Source organism: Saccharicrinis aurantiacus (genome assembly GCF_947489045.1).
GTDB classification, from domain to species: Bacteria; Bacteroidota; Bacteroidia; order Bacteroidales; family Marinilabiliaceae; genus Saccharicrinis; species Saccharicrinis aurantiacus.
Window position 1 is genome coordinate 111,492 of record NZ_CANLCN010000007.1, and the last position, 22,149, is coordinate 133,640.

At 35.6% G+C, this 22,149-nt stretch carries 19 protein-coding genes; 8 read left to right on the top strand and 11 right to left on the bottom strand.

What is annotated here, in order from left to right:
* Positions 1-4: 4 nt before the first annotated feature.
* The 6 genes from QMO11_RS10090 to QMO11_RS10115 all read right to left on the bottom strand — a co-directional run bounded on the left by QMO11_RS10090 (position 5) and on the right by QMO11_RS10115 (position 4,482).
* Positions 5-1,288, bottom strand: coding sequence for a cytochrome b N-terminal domain-containing protein (locus QMO11_RS10090; protein ID WP_075601619.1), 1,284 nt, complete (start codon positions 1,286-1,288; stop codon positions 5-7).
* A 237-nt stretch (positions 1,289-1,525) separates the two neighbouring features.
* A complete protein-coding gene (locus QMO11_RS10095) occupies positions 1,526-2,626 on the bottom strand; it encodes a permease (RefSeq protein ID WP_282037124.1) in 1,101 nt (366 codons plus the stop codon).
* A gap of 40 nt (positions 2,627-2,666) precedes the next feature.
* Positions 2,667-3,368: an aromatic aminobenezylarsenical efflux permease ArsG family transporter gene (locus QMO11_RS10100; RefSeq protein WP_282037125.1), complete on the bottom strand. Its 702-nt coding sequence runs from the start codon at positions 3,366-3,368 to the stop codon at positions 2,667-2,669.
* Position 3,369: 1 nt separating this feature from the next.
* Positions 3,370-3,861 carry a nitrophenyl compound nitroreductase subunit ArsF family protein gene (locus tag QMO11_RS10105; protein WP_282037126.1) on the bottom strand — a complete coding sequence of 164 codons (492 nt, stop codon included), beginning with the start codon at positions 3,859-3,861 and terminating at the stop codon, positions 3,370-3,372.
* 22 nt (positions 3,862-3,883) lie between these two features.
* Positions 3,884-4,117: a thioredoxin family protein gene (locus tag QMO11_RS10110; RefSeq protein ID WP_282037127.1), complete on the bottom strand. Its 234-nt coding sequence runs from the start codon at positions 4,115-4,117 to the stop codon at positions 3,884-3,886.
* Positions 4,118-4,191: 74 nt separating this feature from the next.
* Positions 4,192-4,482, bottom strand: a complete 291-nt coding sequence (locus tag QMO11_RS10115) for an ArsR/SmtB family transcription factor (RefSeq protein ID WP_075601622.1) — start codon at positions 4,480-4,482, stop codon at positions 4,192-4,194.
* A gap of 159 nt (positions 4,483-4,641) precedes the next feature.
* Between QMO11_RS10115 and QMO11_RS10120 the strand changes: the two genes are divergently transcribed.
* From QMO11_RS10120 to QMO11_RS10140, 5 genes are all read left to right on the top strand, one after another.
* Positions 4,642-6,537 (top strand): RecQ family ATP-dependent DNA helicase, encoded by a 1,896-nt coding sequence (locus tag QMO11_RS10120; protein ID WP_282037128.1) that lies wholly within the window; start codon positions 4,642-4,644, stop codon positions 6,535-6,537.
* A gap of 136 nt (positions 6,538-6,673) precedes the next feature.
* The gene (locus QMO11_RS10125) at positions 6,674-7,288 is read left to right on the top strand and encodes a DUF5063 domain-containing protein (protein ID WP_282037129.1); all 615 of its coding nucleotides are present in this window, start codon (positions 6,674-6,676) and stop codon (positions 7,286-7,288) included.
* A 54-nt stretch (positions 7,289-7,342) separates the two neighbouring features.
* Complete coding sequence (locus QMO11_RS10130; RefSeq protein WP_245820758.1) at positions 7,343-7,951, top strand: 3'-5' exonuclease; 609 nt, start codon at positions 7,343-7,345, stop codon at positions 7,949-7,951.
* Positions 7,952-7,976: 25 nt separating this feature from the next.
* Positions 7,977-9,161, top strand: a complete 1,185-nt coding sequence (locus tag QMO11_RS10135; RefSeq protein ID WP_282037130.1) for a class I SAM-dependent rRNA methyltransferase — start codon at positions 7,977-7,979, stop codon at positions 9,159-9,161.
* Between the two features lie 102 nt (positions 9,162-9,263).
* Positions 9,264-10,502: a DEAD/DEAH box helicase gene (locus QMO11_RS10140; RefSeq protein ID WP_282037131.1), complete on the top strand. Its 1,239-nt coding sequence runs from the start codon at positions 9,264-9,266 to the stop codon at positions 10,500-10,502.
* A 123-nt stretch (positions 10,503-10,625) separates the two neighbouring features.
* Here QMO11_RS10140 and QMO11_RS10145 read toward each other — a convergent pair whose 3' ends face one another.
* The gene (locus tag QMO11_RS10145) at positions 10,626-11,450 is read right to left on the bottom strand and encodes a T9SS type A sorting domain-containing protein (RefSeq protein ID WP_282037132.1); all 825 of its coding nucleotides are present in this window, start codon (positions 11,448-11,450) and stop codon (positions 10,626-10,628) included.
* A gap of 196 nt (positions 11,451-11,646) precedes the next feature.
* Between QMO11_RS10145 and QMO11_RS10150 the strand changes: the two genes are divergently transcribed.
* Entirely contained in the window at positions 11,647-12,252 is a 606-nt protein-coding gene (locus tag QMO11_RS10150) for a PliI family lysozyme inhibitor of I-type lysozyme (RefSeq protein ID WP_282037133.1), read from the top strand.
* Positions 12,253-12,466: 214 nt separating this feature from the next.
* Here QMO11_RS10150 and QMO11_RS10155 read toward each other — a convergent pair whose 3' ends face one another.
* The gene (locus tag QMO11_RS10155) at positions 12,467-14,317 is read right to left on the bottom strand and encodes a PKD domain-containing protein (RefSeq protein ID WP_282037134.1); all 1,851 of its coding nucleotides are present in this window, start codon (positions 14,315-14,317) and stop codon (positions 12,467-12,469) included.
* A 208-nt stretch (positions 14,318-14,525) separates the two neighbouring features.
* Here QMO11_RS10155 and QMO11_RS10160 point away from each other — a divergent pair, with 208 nt between their 5' ends.
* Entirely contained in the window at positions 14,526-15,581 is a 1,056-nt protein-coding gene (locus QMO11_RS10160; protein ID WP_282037135.1) for an ATP-grasp domain-containing protein, read from the top strand.
* A gap of 622 nt (positions 15,582-16,203) precedes the next feature.
* On the opposite strand, the gene QMO11_RS10165 is transcribed toward QMO11_RS10160, so the two are convergent.
* The 3 genes from QMO11_RS10165 to QMO11_RS10175 form a co-directional block, all read right to left on the bottom strand.
* Positions 16,204-17,541, bottom strand: a complete 1,338-nt coding sequence (locus tag QMO11_RS10165; RefSeq protein WP_282037136.1) for an MATE family efflux transporter — start codon at positions 17,539-17,541, stop codon at positions 16,204-16,206.
* 220 nt (positions 17,542-17,761) lie between these two features.
* Positions 17,762-19,054 (bottom strand): NCS2 family permease, encoded by a 1,293-nt coding sequence (locus QMO11_RS10170; RefSeq protein WP_075601630.1) that lies wholly within the window; start codon positions 19,052-19,054, stop codon positions 17,762-17,764.
* A gap of 10 nt (positions 19,055-19,064) precedes the next feature.
* Positions 19,065-19,823 carry a DUF5020 family protein gene (locus QMO11_RS10175; protein WP_282037137.1) on the bottom strand — a complete coding sequence of 253 codons (759 nt, stop codon included), beginning with the start codon at positions 19,821-19,823 and terminating at the stop codon, positions 19,065-19,067.
* Between the two features lie 227 nt (positions 19,824-20,050).
* On the opposite strand from QMO11_RS10175, the gene QMO11_RS10180 reads away from it, so the two are divergent.
* Positions 20,051-22,096, top strand: a complete 2,046-nt coding sequence (locus QMO11_RS10180) for a putative porin (RefSeq protein WP_282037138.1) — start codon at positions 20,051-20,053, stop codon at positions 22,094-22,096.
* Positions 22,097-22,149: the final 53 nt, after the last annotated feature.

Here is a 22,149-nt window from a genome sequence, read left to right on the forward strand (position 1 = left end):
CAAATTAAAAAATTAAAGTCATTCCTTCACCTCTAAGCAGCAACGAAATAAATAACATGGATAGGTATGAAGAAAGAAGAATGCTTGTGCATGCCAATAATATTTCGGTATTCTCGGCTTGTTTTTTTGCCTTCCAAAAATATACATAAGCACCCATTGGTAGCATGTAAGCTAAAAATGGCAATATACCATTACTAATCCACATTGGCCACGAGGTAAACCATAGCTGAAAGTGTAAAAAGTGATCGAGTAGGTATATTAATACAAAAGTAAAAACAAAGGAAACAATGCTTGATTGTATGGTAATTTGTTTGCCTAATGGCGAATTAAACCAAACGCCAACATTTAAATTCTTTACTCTAAAAAATGGTAGATAAACAAAGAAAGCAGTTACAGCTAAAGGAACCAATACAGCACCAAAAACAGGGTGAAGGTGTAGTAGTAATTCTTGAGCTCCCAAGAAATACCAGGGTGCTTTACTTGGGTTTGGACTAACCAAAGGATTGGCTTCTTCTAATAATGGGGCATGGTAAAATGCCGATGTTAAAAATAATGCAGCAATAACAATAGCGGCTGCCATTATCTCAATCCAAATTAAATTTGGATTTACATTTACCTTCTCTGGTTTCTCTATTTTAGGTAGTGCAACACCTCCTGCTTTTCTGATTAACCAAAAATGCATACTCATTAATACTATAAATAATAGAGGTAGTATGCCCGTATGTAATGTATAAAAGTTTAATAAAGTTTGTTCATCAACTGTTGAACTGCCACGTACCATATCAGCTAATGGAACACCAATAAAAGGAATGTATTCGATGATTTGAGTAACTACAGTAACTGCCCAAAATGCCAACTGATCCCATGGTAAAAGGTAGCCCGTGAAACTTGCTGCTACCACAAAAAACATCATTACTAAACCATAAATCCAGTTCTCGGCTCTCTTCTTAAAAATAGCCATAGAGTATATAACTCTTACCATATGTAAGAACGATACAATAATCATAAGCTTAGCTGACCAATGGTGCAGGTTGCGAAGGAAATGACCAAAGATGGTTTCTCTCTCCAAAGCTAATATTGAATCATAAGCTCCGGCAACAGATGGTACATACGAAAAACGTAATACCATTCCGGTAACACAGAGTATTATAAACAATAATGCAGTTATGCCTCCTAAGCCAAATGTTCGTGTAAATTTTACAGCCCGAGCATCAATTTTTATGGGATGCAGGTGAAGAAGGAAATTTTCAATGGACTTCGGAAAGTTAATAGCTTTTTTATCTTTCATTATTGAATGACTTGTAGTTTCAATTTGAACAATATGACAAAGAAAGCCAAAAAGCTGCTAAAGTGAAAATGATATTCCAATAGATTGTTAGCCTATTGGATAATAGACATTATACTTTCTTAAAGTTGCTTTAGGTTAAGTAATTATAAGAATTGCCTTTTACATTACAACCATCGTTTAATAAGACAAATAGCTAAGGTAGTTGAAGAGTTTAAGGTTTTTAGCTAGAGTTAGGAATTAAAGGATAAGGTTAAAAAGATAACCCAAAGCAACGATAAACACGGTTATTGTCCCGAAAAATATAATAATAAGCTTCCATGTCATCACCTTTTTTAACAGGGTGGCTTCAGGTAAAGAAAGTCCGACTATTGCCATCATAAATGCAATTGCAGTGCCTAGAGGTACGCCCTTGGCAACGAAAACTTGAATAACAGGAACAATTCCGGCTGCATTAGCATACATGGGTACAGCCAGTATTACAGCTAATGGCACTGCATACCATTTGTCAGCTGAAAGATAACTTGCGAATAAGTTTTCAGGAACATAGCCATGCATGGCGGCACCTATTGCAATGCCAATAATTACATACACTATTACTTTACGAACAATGCTCCAACCTTCGTCAATTATTGAAGGCAATCGATCTATGAATGGTGTTTTCTCTGATTCCCAAACTTCTGTTTCTTTTTCAGAATTGGCCTGTATTTGTTTTACCCACTCGCTTAAATATCGATCTAGTTTAAACTTTCCAAGGATATAGCCTCCGATTGATCCTAACAATATCCCGCTTAAGGTATACACCATTGTTGCTTTTACTCCAAACAAACCTAAAAACATGGCAACCGCAACTTCATTAACAAGAGGTGAGGTAATTAAAAAAGAAAAAGTTACTCCCAATGGAATGCCTCCTTTAACTAAGCCGATAAAAAGTGGTATAGAACTACAGGAACAGAATGGGGTAATAGCTCCAAAAAGTGCTGAAAAAAAGTATTGAAACCCGTACATCTTTTTGGTAGTCAGATAAATCCGTAATCGATCTATAGGAAAGTAGGCATTTACTATTCCCATTAAGGTACTCACTAGAAATAGTAAAATTAGAATTTTGATGGTATCGTAAAAAAAGAAGTTGATGGATTGCCCAAGATGAGAGTCGGGGTTGAGTGTGAATAAATCATAAGTTACATAATCAACAATTGTAGCCAAGTAGTGGTATAATACTATTAAGGTAGGTAGAATAATTGCTATGGAAGTTATGATATTGATTTTTCTTCTATTCGCACTTTTATCTCCTTGGTCAGTGTTCCTTTCAATGCTATATTCTTCAGTTGTTGATGGCATAGTTTATTTATATAGATATTTATGAATTGGGTGAGTTATTTTATACGAAAAAGAATGTGATACTTTGGTAGAGTCCAATACCAATAAACACAAGAGCAACAATTCTTCTAAACCAAGTTTCAAAGGTTTTGATGTTATTATATACTTTACCCAAAGAGCCTACACTGAAAGCAATTAGCCATGCAAATATGATAACAGGGATTCCTGTAGCTAGGGCAAAAATAATAGGAAGTATCAAGCCACCCGTGCTGCTCATAGTCATGGGTATTAACATGCCAAAATACAGTACGCCACTATAAGGACAAAACGCTAGGGCGAATACAATACCCAGTAAAAGCACTCCCCAGAAACCAGTATTTGATTTCTCTTCCATTTTTTCACTGAGCGAGCCAAGTATTGCAATCTTAAAGTTTAACACGCCCAACATAAATAAACCAATAACAATAAGTATTGGTCCAAGTAGTTTTTCGCCCCACTCTTGCACTATGCCACTCAACTGAAACTGATCTGCTCCCAAATAAAATACCATGCCTATGGCCGTATATGTAATGGCTCTGCCTAAAGTATATATAAGGCCATTTAAAAACACCTTGCGTTTGTCTTCTATATCTTTGCTGATGAATCCAATGGCGGTTATATTGGTAGCCAGTGGACATGGACTTATGGCAGTCATTAGTCCTAATAAAAATGCCGAAAAAATAGGGAACTGTGAGTTCTCAAGAAAGTTTTGTAATAGCTCCATTCTACAACATTGAATCTATGGTTGATTTAATTTTTTGTTTAAGCTTTTCAGGCTTTGTACGCGCGTTCATAAAAGCATCGTTGGTTAAATTTACCACCTTGTCGCCTTTAATAATCAATAAAGTCTGTCCACTAATTTTATATTTTTCAATCATAAGGTTATCCTTATTTTCATCTCTATTTATCGATGTAAATGATACGCTAAAGCCATAGAATTCTTTTAAACTTTCTTTTGTAACGGTTTCTACAGCCTCGCAGGTTGCGCATCTGCGCGTAGCATGAAAATAGTAAGCTTTAATTTGAGTAGCATCATTTTTAGTAGAGCAGCATCCTGTTTCAGCAGAATTACCTGCTTCTATTTTTGAAGCACAACATCCTTCTGTTTGTGCAGGCTTTTCGCTTATCGCCTTTGTTTTGGAGTTTGAATTAGTACAAGATTGAATGAATGTTGCCACTAATAGTACGATGCTGAGTTTGTAAATTGTGTTTATCATCTGAGTTATTTTAGGGTGATTGTTATTTGGTTAGTAATTCTTTTATTTCTTTGGCAGATAGTAATTTTCCTTTTGACACAACTTTACCATCTATAACTAATGCAGGCGTTGACATTACATTGTAATTCATAATTTCAACGATATCCTCTATTTTATTAATTTGAGCGTTAATATTTAATTCTTTAACAGCATCTTCAGTGTTTTTAGTTAATGTTGTGCATTTACTGCAACCTGTTCCTAAAATTTTTATTTCCATCTTTTTATCTTTTGAGTTTATTATATTTTTTAATACGTATTTCGCAAAACAACGAACGTTAGGTGCAAATTTTTTTAAAGATTCAAGAATTCTTTAAATAGTAATTGTGCTTCACTCCAATTTTGCTTGTTGATGCAATATTTAATTTTTGGAGATTCAATTTCCCCTTGAATTAAACCAGCATCTTTAAGTTCTTTTAAATGTTGCGATAAAGTAGATTTTGCAATGGGCAGTTTCTCGCTGAGGTCGCCACTATAACAACAACTTTGCTCCGATAGTAAATTTAAAACATATATGCGCACAGGATGTCCCAATGCTTTTGCATATCGAGCTATCTTTTTGTCTTTATCTTTTAATTCGCTCATTGTAGTTCGTTAATTTACGAACAAATGTAATTGTTATTTTTTAATAGCAAAAATTTCAGTGAAGAATATTGCCTATTAGGTGTTGTTCACAATTCAGCCTTCACTCTTATAAACTAAGTAACTATTACTATATTCACACCCTCAATTAATTTAAGATTTTTGCAAAAATACCTCGACATATTAAAAAAGTACTGGGGCTATGATGGTTTCAGAGAGAAGCAAGATGAAATTGTTAAATCAATAGCTTCTGGTAAGGATACATTGGGGCTATTGCCTACAGGTGGTGGAAAATCCATAACTTTTCAGGTACCTGCTATGACGATGGACGGAGTTTGTATTGTAATTACTCCACTGGTAGCTTTAATGAAAGATCAGGTAGCCAATCTTCAGAATAAGGGAATTAAGGCACTGGCTGTTTTTAATGGTTTAAGCAATAGGGAAATAAATATTGCCTACGATAATTGTATTTATGGCGATTATAAATTCTTATACATGTCGCCCGAGCGTTTATCAACAGAATTGTTTTTAACAAAGCTGCCGCAGATGAAGGTGAGTATGTTGGTGGTGGATGAGGCGCATTGTATCAGTCAATGGGGGTATGATTTTAGACCATCGTACATTAAAATAGCTGATATTCGTAAAGAACTACCTGAGGTTCCTATTCTTGCTTTAACGGCTACCGCTACGCCGCAAATTGTAGATGATATTCAAGATAAGCTCTTGTTTGAAACTAAGCATGTGGTTCAAAAAAGCTTTGAACGTAAAAATCTGGCTTATATCGTTCGTAATGTCGAGGATAAATTAGGTGAGCTTATTAAAATAGTAAAAGCCATTAATGCATGTACCGTTGTATTTGTTCGTAATCGTAAAAAAACAAAGGAATATTGTGAGTGGCTCATTCAAAATGGCATTTCAGCGCACTATTATCATGCAGGTTTAACGCATCAAAGTAAAGATAAAAAGCAGAAGGAGTGGATGAACGACTCTGTGCAAGTAATGGTTTGTACCAATGCTTTCGGTATGGGAATAGACAAGCCTAATGTACGTTTGGTGGTGCATATGGATGCCCCGGATTCTTTAGAAGCTTATTTTCAAGAGGCGGGAAGAGCAGGGCGAGATGAGAAAAAAGCCTACGCTGTTATGCTCTGGAATAACGCTGATAAAACTAGGTTGAAAAGAAATATGGCCGTAACATTTCCTGAAAAGGATGTGATTAATAGGGTTTATCAAGCCTTGGGTAATTATTTTCAGATTGCCGTTGGGCACGGAGCAGAGCGCACCTTCGATTTTGAAATGATTCCCTTTGCTAAGGCTTATGGTTTTAATCTGTTGCAGGTGTTTAATAGTTTAAAGATTTTACAACGTGCAGAATATGTTGAATATACCGAAGAGTTAAATATTCCCGCTCGATTGCATATTACGGTTGGTAAAAGTGAATTGTATCACTTACAAGTGAGTAATTCTAATTTTGATGCTTTCCTGAAATTATTACTCCGTTCCTACACTGGTTTCTGGACCGATTATGTTGCCATTGACGAACAAACCTTAGCCAAAAGAGCTAACGTGCCACTGAAAACCATATTTACTTATTTAAATCAGTTAAGTAAGATGAAGGTGGTGCATTATATACCCAGAAAGAAAACTCCTCAAGTGTTTTATGTTCAGGATAGGGAGGAGCAGCGTTTTGTAAAACTACCCAATGCGATTTACAAAGATAGAAAAGCCGATTTTGAAAAACGCGTATCGGCAGTTATCAATTATAGCGATGATACACACATGTGTCGCAGCCAGTTTTTGCTCCAATATTTTGGCGATAAAAAAGCCAAGTCTTGCGGACAATGCGATGTTTGTATTGATAAAAAGAAGAAAGGAATTAACGCGGATGCCTTGCAAGAATTAGAACAAAGCATAAAAGAATTTCTGCAGGAACCCAAATCTAAATTAGAGCTTACTGCTAAGTTTTCAGATGAAAAACAGTGGGAGTCAATATTAGATTGGCTCATTGATAATGAAATAATTTATCAAAACGAGGAGGATAAATGGTGTATGAAATGAGTTATAAAATATCAAGGTATTTTAATTTACAGTTAACAATTAATCTTAGTTAATCGCCTTTAGCGCTAATATACTGTTATCTTATACTTTATTTTCTTATTTTTGCAACGCAAAATTTAAAAATGATTGAATAAGAATGGAAGAAGGATTAGATCACGTAGTATATACAAAAAACGTATTGGAGTTTGTAACCGTTGGTAACGAGTTTTGTCAGCAGTTAGAACATTCGGCAGAGGCCACCTCCGCAGAACTGGTTTACGTTATGGTTCGAATACTTCCTTTATTATATGTAAAATCATTAACGCTTCCTAAGGTGGATTATGAGCTAGAGGAACAAATTGAGAAATATATTTCTGAGGAAGATTACATCAGAATGAATCATTCTTTATTAGGAACTTTAGGTGCTAATGATGATTATTTAGAAGTTTTTGTTCCTGATAATGAATATGAGGAACAAGAGGTTGCATCAAGCATTAGCGAGAATTTAACAGATATTTATCAAGAGGTTAAAGATTTCTTATTTTCTTACCGAATTGGCCAAACAGAGATAATGAATGATGCTTTGGTTGATTTAGTAAATAATTTTGAGTTACATTGGGGACAAAAATTAGTGAATGTACTCCGTGCCTGTCATAGTTTAGTGTATGGAGGTAAAAACCTAGAGGATGAACTAGGCGGAAATGAGCTTGGTGATAACCCCGAAGGAAATAGTGGTTGGTTCGATAATTTCCAACAGCAATGGCAAGATTAAATTTAATAAAATAGCAAAGTAAGGTTCAGCCTTCCACGACTAAAATAAAATATTTTGATATACAATTCGATAAGTAACGATACCTTAAACGAACTTCCATTACGCCATTACGAAGGCGAAGTTGTAGTAATTGAAAATGCAGAAGAGATTCCTCAAATGATGGGTCACTTGAAAAAATGCAAAGTTTTAGGCTTCGATACAGAAACAAAACCAGCTTTTAAAAAAGGCCAAACTAATCAAATTTCATTACTACAGATTTCAAGTGAAGAAAAAACCTTTTTGGTACGGCTGAATAAAACAGGCTTAACAAATGAGTTAGTTGAGCTTTTGGCATCGAATGAGATATTAAAAGTAGGCGTGGGTATTCGCGATGATATTCGCGGATTAAAACGACTTTCGGAGTTTGAAGATGGTGGTTTCATCGAATTACAAACCAAAGCAACTGATTTAGGAGTAAAAGATTTTTCTCTTAAAAAGTTGGCAGGTATTTTACTGGAGTTTAGAGTATCTAAACGTCAGCGTTTGTCAAATTGGGAAACGGAAACCCTCTCTGAAGGACAAATAACCTATGCTGCCACCGACTCATGGGTTGCACTCGAAATTTATAAATCACTCGAAGAGCTTGATCCTAGTACACTGCAGGATTTACCAGAAACAGAATAACACATCAGATAGAAATTATAAAAGCATGTCATATATTAAAGTAGTTCTCAAGTCGGGAAAAGACCAATCAATGCGCCGTTACCACCCATGGGTATTTAGCGGAGCCATCAAAAAAATTTACGGTCAGCCAGCAGAGGGTGATATTGTTGAAGTATTCGATAATAAGGATGAGTATTTAGGAACAGGTCATTACCAAATAGGCTCTATTGCCGTTCGTATTGTATCGTTTCAACAAGTAGAAATCAACGAAGCATTTTGGAAGTCGCAAATTAAAAAAGCTTACGACTTGCGTAATGTGCAGGGTTTTATTGATAACCCAGAAACCAATGCTTATCGTTTGGTCGGTGCTGAAGGCGATAACCTACCAGGATTAATCATTGATATGTATGACGATACTGCTGTAGTGCAAATGCATTCAATTGGTATGTACCTAATTAAGGATACTGTTGATGCTATTCTTAAGGAATTATTTGGTGATGCATTAAAAGCCATTTATAATAAATCAGAAGGAACCATTCCTTTTAAGGCAGATGTTACGCCGGAGAATGGCTACACTTTTGGTCAGTCAGAAGCACGTATTGCTTTGGAGAACGGATTGAAATTTCGTGTGGATTGGGAAAAAGGTCAAAAGACAGGTTTCTTTGTCGATCAGCGCGACAACCGTGCCTTGTTAGAGCATTATAGTAAAGGACGTAAGGTGTTAAATATGTTTTGCTACACAGGTGGCTTCTCGTTTTATGCCATGCGTGGAGGTGCTGAGTTGGTGCATTCGGTTGATAGTTCAGCAAGGGCAATTGATTTAACAAATGAAAACGTGGAGTTAAACTTCCCTGAAGATCCTCGCCACGATGCATTTGCGGTTGATGCTTTTAAATATTTAGATGATATTAAGGGTAAATACGATTTGATTATCCTTGATCCTCCGGCCTTTGCCAAACACAATAATGTGTTGAATAATGCTTTGCAAGGTTATAAAAAACTGAATGCAAAAGCATTTGAACAAATTGCACCAGGTGGAATTATTTTTACGTTTTCGTGTTCAGGAGTAGTGACTAAAGAAAATTTCCGTAAGTCAGTTTTTGCTGCTGCAGCTCGCTCAGGACGTACAGTTCGTATCTTAAATCAATTAACACAACCAGCAGATCACCCGGTAAATATTTACCACCCAGAGGGAGAATATCTTAAAGGATTAGTGCTGCAAGTTGAATAAAAATAATAGGGTTTAGTTTAAGCTTGAAGGCTGAAGAGAAAAGACTGAAGAATTTTCTCTTCATACTTATCACTAATTTTTACTACTTATCTAAAATAAATAATGAAGTTTACTGAATTAGATTTTACACCCGAAGTACTAGAGGGATTGGATGCCATGAGGTTTGAAGATACCACGCCAGTGCAAGAATTAACAATTCCGGTTATTAAAACTGGTAAAGATTTAATTGCTTGTGCACAAACAGGTACCGGAAAAACAGCAGCTTATTTATTGCCTGTTTTAGATAGGATAGTGCGTGATAAACCAGAGGGCTGTAATACCCTAATACTTGTGCCTACACGTGAGTTGGCCCTACAAATTGATCAGCAGATTGAAGGTTTTGGTTACTTTTTGCCCGTAACCTCATTGCCTGTTTTTGGTGGTAACGATAAAAAATTGTGGGATCAGCAAAAAACAGCTCTAACACAAGGTGCTAATATTATAGTTTCCACACCAGGACGTATGATACAGCACCTAACAATGGGATATGTTGATTTTAGCACCATAACCCACTTTGTATTAGATGAGGCCGATCGTATGCTCGATATGGGTTTCAACGAGGATATTATGCAGATTGAAAGTCATTTGCCTAAAAAGCGTCAGAACTTATTGTTCTCGGCAACTTTTCCTCCAAAAATTCGAACGCTAGCTAAAAACTTATTAACAGATCCTGAGGAAGTAAATATTGCTATTTCAAAACCAGCTGAAGGAATATTACAGGCAGCTTATGTGGTTTACGAGGCGCAAAAAGACCCTTTGATTGTTGATCTTTTAAAAGATAAGGAGCTTCAGAGTATCATCATATTTGTGGGTCGTAAAGCCCGCGTAAATGATATTACGCGTATGTTGCGTCGTAACGATTTTAATGCGCGTGCCATACATTCTGATTTAGACCAAAATGAACGCATCGAAGTATTACGAGAGTTTAAAAATCGTAACGTACAAATATTAGTAGCCACTGATATTGTGGCACGTGGCATCGATATTGAAAATATCGATTTAGTAATTAATTACGATGTTCCGGGTGATGCTGCAGATTATGTACATAGAATAGGACGTACTGCACGTGCGAAAACCACAGGTGTAGGTATCACTTTTGTGAGTGAAACCGACCAGGCTGATTTTCATCAGATAGAGCAACTTATAGAGTCAACTATTTATAAAGTGCCGTTGCCTCCTGAGTACGATGAAGCACCAGAATACAATCCTCAGAAAAACCGTAAGTTCAATAAAAAAGGTAAAGGTGGCGGAAAAGGCAAAAAGCCCTTTAAAAAGAAATCACCTCCAAAAGATAAAAAGTAGTACTAAATTAAAATATAGAAAAAATATGCATGCTATGATTAACCATTGGTTAAAACGTAGCATGCATATTTTTTTTGAATTTGTTTATGATTGTAATTGAATTTTTGCAAAGTTGAAATATCGTTATTGGATTGCAATCTTCTTTACAAGGCTTTTTCCTCCTGAAACTACTTTTATAATATACATCCCGCTTGAGTAATTTTGAGTACTAATGTATAGGTCATCTTCTGTTTTTGACAAAGACTCCTTTATGGCACCTGTGATGGAGTATATAACAATGTCACTTGGATTCTCACTCTTAATAAGGACAGTTTCTCCTAATTGTTTCATGGAAATTATTTCTTGAGATTTTGTATTATTTTGGGTGGCTACATCATAGTAAATATTTAGGTCATCAAAATATACGATACTCCCCTCTTGAAGTGGATCTGGATTGTCTTGCATGACTATAATAAATGAGTTGTTAGATGTTGGGGAATCAAGTATGACAGAATTTTGGGAACTTAATTCAACCCATTTGTTTCTTTCGGTAACATCAGCTATTCTGAATATGAAAGCGTTATTATTGCCAGGTTCTTTCAAAGTTGCTTTTATAGTTCGAGGAACAGCACCAACAAGATATACCCATATTTTACCAACGTAGTTGGCGGCCTCAAGATCAAAAGTACCTTCTCCGTTTGTTGCATTTGCAGTTTTGAGTTTAGGTTGGGTTGTACCGTCAATTATAGCCTTTACACTATAGCTACCACTGTGTTTTTGTTCACTAGATTGAGTGAATCCTTGCTCGCTAGTCCAAGCTTCAATAATGTTTCCACTTGTGTTTAAATAGGTTATTCCATTGGTATCTTCGAAGCCAAAAGTAGTTTGATTTAATAATTGAGCCTTGGTGTTTAAGGTGAATAATCCAAATGAAATAATGAATAATGGGAGGAGTAGTTTTGTTTTCATAACTTAAGTTGTTAATTGGAAGTGTTTTATGTGAATTTAAGTTACTAAATTATATTGAAAAAACATTGTTGTAGTAGTGTATTTTAAGATTTTGGTATCTATTAAGCTGTATTTATTGTTTTTTTTAGTTTGTTATCGAGCCTATTTTTTAGTTAATTTTGAACCTGATTTTTACGTTTTTCATAAATAAAACTATATGCGTTACTCTTTAGCAACATTAGCCATTGTCTTAATTTTATCATCGTGTCAATTTAGTAGTAAAACATCTTCAATTCACAAGGTAGAAGAAATTCACCATGAGGTTTTTAATAAGGAATTAAGCGCAAGTGGTATTCGATTCAGTGTTTCTTATGTAAAAGAGATTAGTGCCACCCTGCTTACTATAAAAACAGTTGGACTAGAAGCTCGCGAATTCAATGAAACTATAGATGTTCAGGGAGATTTTGTAGTTGGTGCCGAAGTAGCAGATTTAAATTCGGATGGTTCTCCCGAGCTATTTGTTTTTACCCAAAGTCCTGGCAGTGGTTCTTATGGTAAGGTATATGCCTTCTCGGTGAATAATAAAAAGTCGATGAGTCAAGTGTACTTTCAGCCAACTTCAGAAAATAAAGCTATTAGTGAAGGCTATATGGGGCATGATGCATTTTCAATATCAGAAAACAGTTTAGTGCAGCGGTTTCCTATTTATAAAAGAAGCGATAGTAATGCAAATCCAACAGGAGGAATGCGAAAGGTATCTTATAAGTTGTTAAATGGTGAAGCCGGTAGAAAGCTTGTTGTTGATAGAGTTACAACGTATTAATTGTTCTGTAAATAATATGAGGTGTATCTTTGTGGGTTTATATTATAGATATTTGTGTTGTTATCTGCTTTATTTGAGAATAATGATGCCATTGGAACGTTGGCCTTACAAAAATGCTAGGTTAGAAGAATATATTCATTCACAATTCAGATAGAATAATGAGCAGTGTTCGATATCAACTAAACCCAATTTCATTATATATGTGCAATGCCTCTTATAGGTTTATTTTTTTTATTAATTTTTTTGTTATTACAGAACCATCAAAGCCAGTTATTTTGATAATATATATGCCGGATGCAATAGGTTGTATATTGAGTTTTAAATTTGTTTTATTGTAGCCATCAGCATATAAAACATTTGTACCTGTGCTAGAGTAAATAGAAACTGATTTTATTTCAACGGCAGATCTTATGTCTATAAACAGGTTTGCTGGGTTTGGGAAAATAGTGGTATTTACATTTACTTTTTGAATATTGGTACTAGTACCACTTAGGACCATTACTTCATCGAATTCTGAACACGATTCGTTCGTTACTGTCCATCTAAATATATTATTGCCTGGTGATAAATTGCTTACAGTAGCTTTATGATTGGAAGCATCAGAGAATATTCCAGAACCTTCTATAAGTGACCATGTGCCTTGGCCAAAAACAGGGAGTCTAGCATCTAATTCAACAGAAGTATCTGCTACTCTCATGTCTAATCCAGCATTGGCTAATGAAGGGCTATTGTTAAATATACTTACATCATCATAAGTTGAAAAGCCATTCGAATTATAAATAGTCCATCTCAGTATATTTTCTCCATTAGCTAGGTTGGTTATCGTGGTTTCACCATTGTTGATATCTTCAAAAAAACCAGAACCAGTTATAATGCTCCAGCTTCCTCTTCCGTCAGAAGGTACATTTGCTGCCCCTGTTGTTGAATCTGTACAAATAAATTGATCACCTCCTGCATTTGCTATTGTTGCTGATCCTGCTGTAATTATTACTTCATCGTATTCTGAACACAATTCGTTCGTTACTGTCCATCTAAATATGTTATTGCCTGTTAATAAATTGCTAACTGCGGCTGATGGATTGATAGCATCCGAAATTATACCAGAACCTTCTATAAGTGACCAACGTCCAATACCTACAGTTGGCGGTATAGCATCTAAATAAGCCAAATTTGCAGGTACTTCAATGTCTGTTCCTGCATTAATAGGACCAGGTTTGTTATTATAAATAGTTACGGTATCTCTTGATACACAACTGTTGTTTGTAACAGACCAAATAAGTTTTGTGGTGCCGGGGGTGATACTTACTGTAGGGTTTGATACGTAACGGTTCGGGAAAAATAAAGCCCCACCGCCATCACTTACTAGGTTCCATTCTCCTGTACCTACCATGGGTTCTACGGCATTTAACTCTGCAATGCTTTCGCATACAGCTTGGTTTAGACCTGCATCTACATCAACCTTTTGATTATTGATTGTAAACTCTACTGTAGCGTAACAGTTTTCGTTTTGAACCATCCATAAAAATTTGTTTTCTCCTTGGGCTAAACCAATTACAGTTGAAGTAGGAGAGTTGGGATTTTCTATTACTCCAGAACCACTAACAAGTATCCATGTTCCAATTCCTACAGATGGTGTAACAGCGTTGAAGTCGTAGGTAGATTCACAAATATTTACAGAATTTACATCTCCAATAATTTGTGGATCATCTATTTGATTGTTGGTTACCGTTATATCTTCTGTTAATTGAGACCCATCATCAAGAGTAACAATAAGCCTAAATGTGTTTTGCCCTAATGTAAGGTTGGATACGTTTGTTGTAACTGAAGTTGCATTCTCAAATGTAGCAGAACCACTAATTATAGTCCAGTAGAAAAATGCAGCATTGCTAGGGATATCTGAGCTTAGTTGGGTAGTTCCATCACAACTTACTGCAGTTGCAGATACATTAAAAGTTTCAGAGATAGATTGAGAATTACAAAGGTGTAATTCAGCCTTAATAATTTGAGAAAAGTTTAGGCAAATGGATAGTAATAGTAAGGTTTTATTTAGGTTTTTAGTTCTCATAATAGGGTTTTAATTAAGTATGTGACGAAGATAGTATAAATATTATGATACACTAACTTGTTGTTTATTTATATACTAAAAGAATGAAGATTTTTATAAGCATTCACAATTGTTTCTATATTTGGTTTACACTTATATTTGATACTTCAATATAATGTTGGTGATTGTTTACTTTAAGCTTGATAGAGTGCGAATTAAAACCAAATAAATGAATAGAATTGCAATATTATATCAGGCTCAACTTCCTCCTACAAAGGATGGGATTCAGAAACCTATGAAAGTAGGAGGGTATTCTGATAGCGGTGCTGATATCGCATTTGAATTATTAGAAAATAATTTAGATGTGATTACGCCTGTTGAGAACCCAGATATAACTAATGATAAGGATTGGGTTTTCCCGGATACGAAAGATGGGATTGAGGCTGCATTACAAAAGGGAGTAAAAATATTTTGGTTGAATACAGTTTTATATCAGCAGCATACTATTGAACGTTATCTTTACAAAGGAATTAAAGTTGTAGGTCAGGTACCAAGTTTGGTAGATGTTTATGATGATAAATTGTTCACAAATAGTTTATTGAAATCCCACAATATTCCCATTCCTAAAAACAAACTTATCACAATTAAGAATTATAATAATTTATCCTTAGAATTGGAGTTTCCGTTGGTTTTAAAACCAATTAGAGGAAGAGGTAGTCAGGGAGTTACTAGAATTGACAGTCGATATGAACTCAATGAAAGTCTAGATAAATTATTTTCTGATAATCAATATGGAAAAGCTGTGTATGTTGAGCAATATTTAGAAGGACAGGAAATTACCATTACAGTAATGCCAAAGGGAAAATACTGGATTAATAATAATGAGGAATACATTAGCACCCCTTGGTGTTTACCAGCAGTTAAAAGATTTAATCATAATAAGGGAATTGCACCTTATAATGGAATTACTGCAGTTATTGAGAATAGTGAAGTTTTGGATGATGAAGAGTTGCAGACAAACGAAATTCAAGAAGTGTATCAACATTGTATCAAATCAGCCGATTTAATTGGAATTAAGGCTCCAATTAGAATTGATTGCAGAGCCAATAACCAAGGAAAATACTTGTTGTTTGACCTAAATATGAAACCGAATATGACTGGCCCATCACGGCCTCATAGAAAAAGACAAGATAGTTTAACCCTACTTTCGGCAAGGAAAATAGGCTGGAATTACCTCGACTTATTGCGCAATATGTTGAATCAAAGATGGAAGGCTAGTAGATAAGCCAGAATCAAGGAAACAAAAGCCTTCGTGGGAGCATATGGTAAATGATGTAAGGGCATAAAAAAAGGGATTTCAACCGTTGTTGAATCCCTTTTCTTTAACCTAAACCCTAATCTATGAAAAAAAACTTCTTATGTCTGTTTAATGTGGATTTCTATAAAATAGGAATGCCTTGGAGCCATTCCTATTTATAACCTAAACCCTAACTTATGAAAAACTCTCATGCTCTTCGGTATGCGGTAATACAAAGCTTGTGCCTAAAATTATCTGATTTGAATAATTAACTCTTGTTAACGGTATTGCCCCTGATAGAAGCGGCAGCCCTATGTATTGGTGGCTTAGTGCTGGTTGGCTGGCGGATGCGACCTTAGGAGCACACGCACTGCCTAGCAGTGCTTAGCCAACATTACATAGGCTATAGCGGATAGCGGGATATGGGCCCAAAAAGTAGGGTTTGTTTTTATACCAAAAACATCATCAAATGATTGATATAAATTGTTTCTGTAAAGCTTCTACTGCTTCATAAAATATCAATGTAGCTATGGCTATATCTCTATTTTATTCATTGTAGAATCTGTACATAATTCAATTTCTTATCAATCATTCAATAATGCATTTGGTATTATTTATATTTGATGACTCCTTTGTTTTTCCATTTGCCGCTTAGGTAATAGATTAAGGAGCCTAGCATGCCGGTGCACCATCCGGCTGGTATGGCCCACCATATACCTGCAACGCCTATTTTTTCGGAGAAGAAGAGGGCTAGTGGTATACGGATTAGCCATAGTGATAATAGGCTAATAAACATGGGTATTAGTGTGGCACCGGCTCCTCTGAGTACCCCATGCAGCACAAACATGGTTGAAAATATGAGGTAGAACGAGCTTACAATTACCAGATAGTCGACTCCATATTGAATTACAGCAGCATCGGAGGTAAATAGTTTCATGAGTTGCTCGCCAAAAAGATAGGCACTTGCCATTACAATGATACTGATTCCCCATGCCATGAAAAGTGTGGCTCGGAGTCCGTTTTTAATTCTATCGAGTTTACCTGCTCCTAGGTTTTGCCCCACAAAGGCCGAGAGGGCCGAGGCGAGGTTAAGTGCTGGCAGTGCGGCAAGGGAGTCAATGCGTCCGGCGGCTGTATAGGCCGCTAATACATCGGGCTCAAAGTTATTAACAATACGAATTAAGGCCATGATACCGAGGGCCACAAAGGTTTGCTGAAAGGCTGTGGGTAAACCTATGCGCATGCTTTGTTTCAGTAGGCGAAGGTCGATAACCCACTTGCGAAGGTTGAAAGAAATGATGTGTTGTTTTTTCTGTAGGTGTATAATGGCAGCGCCAAATGTGATGAATTGTGCGCTTACCGTGGCATATGCTGCACCTTGTATGCCCCATTTAAATACCATAACAAACAATACATCGAGCACAATATTTAATACGGTGGAATATATCATGAAACGGAGTGGGGTTTTTGAATCGCCCAAGCCTCGGAGTACAGAGGATACGCCATTAAAGCCGAAGAAGGCTATCATGCCCGTCATGTAAGCATTAAAGTATTCAACCGATTGGGGTAGGATGGCTTCGTCTACTTTAAGGAGTGTAAATATTTGGGTGCTGTAGCCTATGCCAACGGCCATAATAATGAGGCTCGCAAAAAATAATACAGAGAATATTGTGGTAATGGTTCGTTTTACTTTGGTGGTTTGTTTGGCGCCATAAAATTGCGATATTACTATGGTGGCTCCACTACCAATACCAATCATAAAAGCAATGAGTGCATAAAAAACTGGGAACGAGGCACCCACGGCTGCTAGGGCTTCTTTGCCTAAAACTTGGCCTACAATAATACTATCGATTACGTTATAAAGCTGCTGCAGTATATTCCCCAATACCATTGGGATTGCAAATCGGAATATAAGTTTTGCTTCGTTTCCTACCGTAAGGTCTTTCATGTATTAATGCTTTCGATAATTGAAATAGTCTGCGGCTTAAGCCGGATGTTAGAGCTTAAAAGCAGTGTGTAAAGCAACATAAATAAAAACTTTTATTCAAGTTTTAAACTCGCTTAATTAAGGGTAGGTGCTTGGTTTTTGAGTTAAGGTGAGTTATGGGGTATAAAAAAAGGCCGCTTATGGGCGGCCTTAATATATTTTAGTTTTCAACTAAAGTAATCTATATGAAAAACTTAAAGAGGAATAGTATCGCTAGTATGTACATAATAGGACTTAACTCTTTTGTTTTGCCAGTAAATAGTTTTAACAGAACGTATGATAATAATCCGAATACAATACCATCGGCAATACTGAAGGTAAGTGGCATCATAATTACCGTTAAAAATACGGGAATTGATTCTGTGAAATCATCAAAGTTTACTTTCAGAATAGGACTCATCATAAACGAACCTACTAATATTAATGCCGGAGCAGTAGCTGCACCTGGAACCATTAAGAATACTGGCGCAAAGAAAAGAGCTAAGAAAAACATACCAGCAGTAGTAAGCGAGGTTAAACCAGTACGGCCACCCTCAGCAACACCTGAAGCACTCTCAACATAAGTTGTTACGGTTGATGTTCCTAACATAGCACCTGCTGTAGTACCAATTGCATCGGCAAGTAATGCTTGCTTAACTCTAGGTACTTGTCCTTTTTTATCTAACATATTTGCTTTTGAAGCCACACCAACTAAAGCACCAATGGTATCAAACATATCCACAAATAATAGAGTGAATAATACAATTACCATATCAGCTGTAAATATATTATGGAAGTCGAACTTAAATGCAATAGGTTCAATGCTTGGCGGTAGAGAAACTAAAGTTCCATCAGGAATGGTTGTAATACCTAAAGGAATACCTACTATTGTTGCAGCAAAAATACCAATTAATAAAGCGCCTTTTACATTACGTGCTAAAAGTATACCGATTAAAACAAGCGTACCCAAGGCAATATAAGCTGCTGGCGACGAAAGATTACCTAAGGCAACAAAAGTGGCATCGTTTGATACAATAATTCCTGCATTTTTAAGACCAATAAAAGCAATGAACAGACCAATACCTGTGGAGATGGAATGCTTTAAATTCATGGGAATGGCATTCACAATCATCTCTCTAATATTAAACATGGTTAATAATATAAAGATGATACCTTCAATGAATACCGCCGTTAAAGCAAATTGCCAACTGTGGCCCATTCCAATTACAATGGAAAAGGCAAAGAAAGCATTTAGTCCCATTCCTGGAGCTAAAGCAAAAGGAAGCTTAGCAACTAATGCCATAACTAATGTACCAACAATAGCAGATAGTGCAGTTGCTGTGAAAAGTGCATTTTTGTCCATTCCTGTTGCAGAAAGGATATCAGGATTAACAGCAAGTATGTATGCCATCGTCATAAACGTGGTAATACCTGCAATTACCTCAGTTCTGATTGAGGTATTGTTCTTTTTCAGTTGAAAAAACTTTTCTAACATAGTATACTATTTAAAATGTATATTTTGCTGCTACAGTAGGGTTTACCATCCAGCCTTTGTTTAATGCAAAGTTGTTGCTGATTTCAATTTCAGAACCAAAGGAGAAGTTTTTGTTAAAGTTATACCAGAATTGAGGTTCGGTAAGGAAGACTGAACTTGCAGTTTCTTCATTAAGGCCAGGGATGTAAGCCCCATTTACTGGAACTTTCTCAGTCCACCAGTCTGCAAAACCAGTAGCAGTAAATTTGTTATCGAAGAAGTTAAGTACCCAAACAGCAGTAAATTGAACGTTGTTGTAACCAAAACCTTCAATGTTATTAACATTAACCGATTGTTTGTATAATGCTTTAAAGGTTAATACTTTCGACCAATCTTTGCTGTTCATTGTGTAGCTTGGTCCTGCCAAGTATGCTGTAGATAGTGGGTAACCTCCAGCAGAAGCATCTCTTAAGAAACCGCCGTTATATTCAACAGTCATTTCAATAGGAGCTTCCCAGAATTTAAAACCACGTGCTATCTCAAAATAGGCTAAGTTCATATTGTTAGTGCGCTCACCAACAAAATCTGCTACAGGAGTACCATTTGTGCCTCCAAAGTCCATGTCAACAAAAAAGAATGTACTACCATATTTATCAGGTTTAAACATTTCAATGGTTGCTGTGGCAAGTTTTCTTGATTCTCCGAAATCGTAGTGTAATTGAATGTTTTGTGCTTTTGCTGCTACTAGGGAAATAACTGCAAATAATACTAAAAAATAAGCTTTTTTCATAAGTGTTTTTTTTTGAAAATAGGATATAAAACGTTGAAATTAATATTTTTAGCTTAGGTTTTAAATTTGAAGGCGCAAAAGTAAACTTTTTTTTTAACCAAAAAGTGATATGTTCACAATTTCTTAATATTTAATCAGAATATTATCTTATTGTAGATGTCCTTAATATGTCATTTGAAATAGATAATAGCGCATTATAAAAAAGAGTTTTTCTATCTTTGTCGGCAATGAAATTAAACTGTATATATTTATTCTTGTTTCTTATTAGTATCAATTCAACGTTTGCTCAAGGCAGCTTTGAAGAGGAGCCAGAAGAAAAAGAAGTTGAGACGGTTGATGTGCACGACCGATTTAGAAATTGGGTGTTAATTGACAATAATACTTTTATAGATAGCGTTGCTATAGATACTACTTTAGCAGGCTTTCATGTTGATAACTTATCTTTTAAAGAGAGTTTCTCAAATACTTCTACAGGTAATATAGGTTCTCCATTTACTTCCAATTTATTATCGAATCAAGAGAGCTTTAATGAGTTTATTTTTGTTAGTAATATCAAATATTTGCTGAATCAACCCGAAGATATTGTTTGGTTTAATACTAAAACACCTTTCTCTGAATTAACTTATCGTAATGGTCAGCCAGCTAGGCGTAAGGAAGAGAACTTTTCTGCTTTCTTTAGTACTAATGTTACAAAGGATTTTAATTTTGGTGCTGAGTACAATACTTTATCTACGCAAGGTATGTATAATGCGCAAAATGTAGATGTGCGTAACTTTAAGTTTTTTACAAGTTATGTTGGGGAAAAATACGCCATTCATTCGGCTTTCTTATATAATAAAGCACTTCACCTTGAAAGTGGAGGTTTACTTAATGCAGATCATGAGTATATAACAAATCCTAATCCAGGAAATGGTGATTTTAGTCAACCCGAAGAAATCCCAGTTGAATATCTGGATGCTTATAATCGGGTTCAAAACTATAATTTCTTTTTATCGCATAGTTATAATATTGGTAGTATTACTATCAATAAACCAGCTTCTGAGGAGCTTGATTCTTTGGGTAATGTTATCAAAGACGATTCATTTGAGCCTATATCGGTACCGGTGAGTACCATATATCACACATTGAATGCTAGTACTTATAGGAGGAGTTATAATATTGATGATTTAACAAATAAGTATAACGATGCTGGGGAGATTCCAATTTATGATAGTATTTATATCAACCCTTACGAAACAATGGATAGTACAACCTATACGAAGTTAAGTAATGTATTCCAAATAAAATTTAATGAGGAAGCCAATTCCTTATTGCGTTTTGGATTAAGAGCATACATTGGTAATGATATTAAAATGTATATGATGCCAGATGTTCCTATTGAAGATGAGGATGATAATGGTGACCCTGTTTATACTTATCAATACCAAAAAGAAACCTTAGTAACCAGCTACTTCGGGGGTCAGGTTTTTAAGAATTTGGGAGATAATTTTTGGTGGAATGCAGACGGGCGTTTGTATTTTCAAGGGTATAAGGCCGGAGATATTCATGTTTCAGGAGAAATAAATTCTTTATATCGTGTTTTTAAAGATACAGCAGGTATTTACGCCAAGGGATATCTTGATTTGCGTACACCAGAATTTTTTGAAGAGAATTACTATTCCAATCATTTTATATGGAATGAGAATTTTAAACAAGAAAAAACAATTAACCTTGAGGCAGGTATAAATATTCCTACTCGAAGAATGAAATTATCGTGGCAATCGAAAACCATGACCGATTATATTTATTGGGATCAAAATGCTATGCCTGAGCAAACAACAGATGTAATTAGTGCATTTCAAATATCCTTGAATAAAGATTTTACGGCGGGGCCTTTCCATAGTAATAATAAGTTAGCCTATCAGTATTCTAGTAATCAAGAGTTGTACCCTGTGCCTGATTTCGCGGCATTTACCTCAAATTACCTAAACTTCTATTTGGCAAAACGTGTTCTTCAGTTTCAGGTTGGAGTTGATGTACGTTACCATACTGCTTTTTACGCCAAAGCTTATATGCCGGCTACTGGCCAGTTTTATTTGCAAAGTGATCAAAAAATTGGGAATTATCCCTTTATGGATTTCTTTATAAATATGCACCTAAAACGTGCTAACTTCTACTTTAAACTTGATCACTTCAACGAGAGTTTTATGGATCAAAATTATTTCGTTTCAAAGGGTTATCCATATCAGCCTATGCGAATTAAGTACGGAATTACTTGGCGTTTTTATGATTAAAATTGTAAACCTTATTGCCAATTACCTCGTATGTACTTATAAAACAAATTATT

Excerpts from the sequence above, each read along its gene's own strand:
- QMO11_RS10160 (WP_282037135.1), top strand. The coding sequence starts at position 14,526 with ATGAATAGAATTGCAATATTATATCAGGCTCAACTTCCTCCTACAAAG.
- QMO11_RS10095 (WP_282037124.1), bottom strand. The coding sequence starts at position 2,626 with ATGCCATCAACAACTGAAGAATATAGCATTGAAAGGAACACTGACCAA.
- QMO11_RS10165 (WP_282037136.1), bottom strand. The coding sequence starts at position 17,541 with ATGAAAGACCTTACGGTAGGAAACGAAGCAAAACTTATATTCCGATTT.
- QMO11_RS10145 (WP_282037132.1), bottom strand. The coding sequence starts at position 11,450 with ATGAAAACAAAACTACTCCTCCCATTATTCATTATTTCATTTGGATTA.
- QMO11_RS10150 (WP_282037133.1), top strand. The coding sequence starts at position 11,647 with ATGCGTTACTCTTTAGCAACATTAGCCATTGTCTTAATTTTATCATCG.
- QMO11_RS10090 (WP_075601619.1), bottom strand. The coding sequence starts at position 1,288 with ATGAAAGATAAAAAAGCTATTAACTTTCCGAAGTCCATTGAAAATTTC.
- QMO11_RS10170 (WP_075601630.1), bottom strand. The coding sequence starts at position 19,054 with ATGTTAGAAAAGTTTTTTCAACTGAAAAAGAACAATACCTCAATCAGA.
- QMO11_RS10125 (WP_282037129.1), top strand. The coding sequence starts at position 6,674 with ATGGAAGAAGGATTAGATCACGTAGTATATACAAAAAACGTATTGGAG.
- QMO11_RS10155 (WP_282037134.1), bottom strand. The coding sequence starts at position 14,317 with ATGAGAACTAAAAACCTAAATAAAACCTTACTATTACTATCCATTTGC.
- QMO11_RS10180 (WP_282037138.1), top strand. The coding sequence starts at position 20,051 with ATGAAATTAAACTGTATATATTTATTCTTGTTTCTTATTAGTATCAAT.
- QMO11_RS10135 (WP_282037130.1), top strand. The coding sequence starts at position 7,977 with ATGTCATATATTAAAGTAGTTCTCAAGTCGGGAAAAGACCAATCAATG.
- QMO11_RS10140 (WP_282037131.1), top strand. The coding sequence starts at position 9,264 with ATGAAGTTTACTGAATTAGATTTTACACCCGAAGTACTAGAGGGATTG.
- QMO11_RS10105 (WP_282037126.1), bottom strand. The coding sequence starts at position 3,861 with ATGATAAACACAATTTACAAACTCAGCATCGTACTATTAGTGGCAACA.
- QMO11_RS10100 (WP_282037125.1), bottom strand. The coding sequence starts at position 3,368 with ATGGAGCTATTACAAAACTTTCTTGAGAACTCACAGTTCCCTATTTTT.
- QMO11_RS10115 (WP_075601622.1), bottom strand. The coding sequence starts at position 4,482 with ATGAGCGAATTAAAAGATAAAGACAAAAAGATAGCTCGATATGCAAAA.
- QMO11_RS10110 (WP_282037127.1), bottom strand. The coding sequence starts at position 4,117 with ATGGAAATAAAAATTTTAGGAACAGGTTGCAGTAAATGCACAACATTA.
- QMO11_RS10175 (WP_282037137.1), bottom strand. The coding sequence starts at position 19,823 with ATGAAAAAAGCTTATTTTTTAGTATTATTTGCAGTTATTTCCCTAGTA.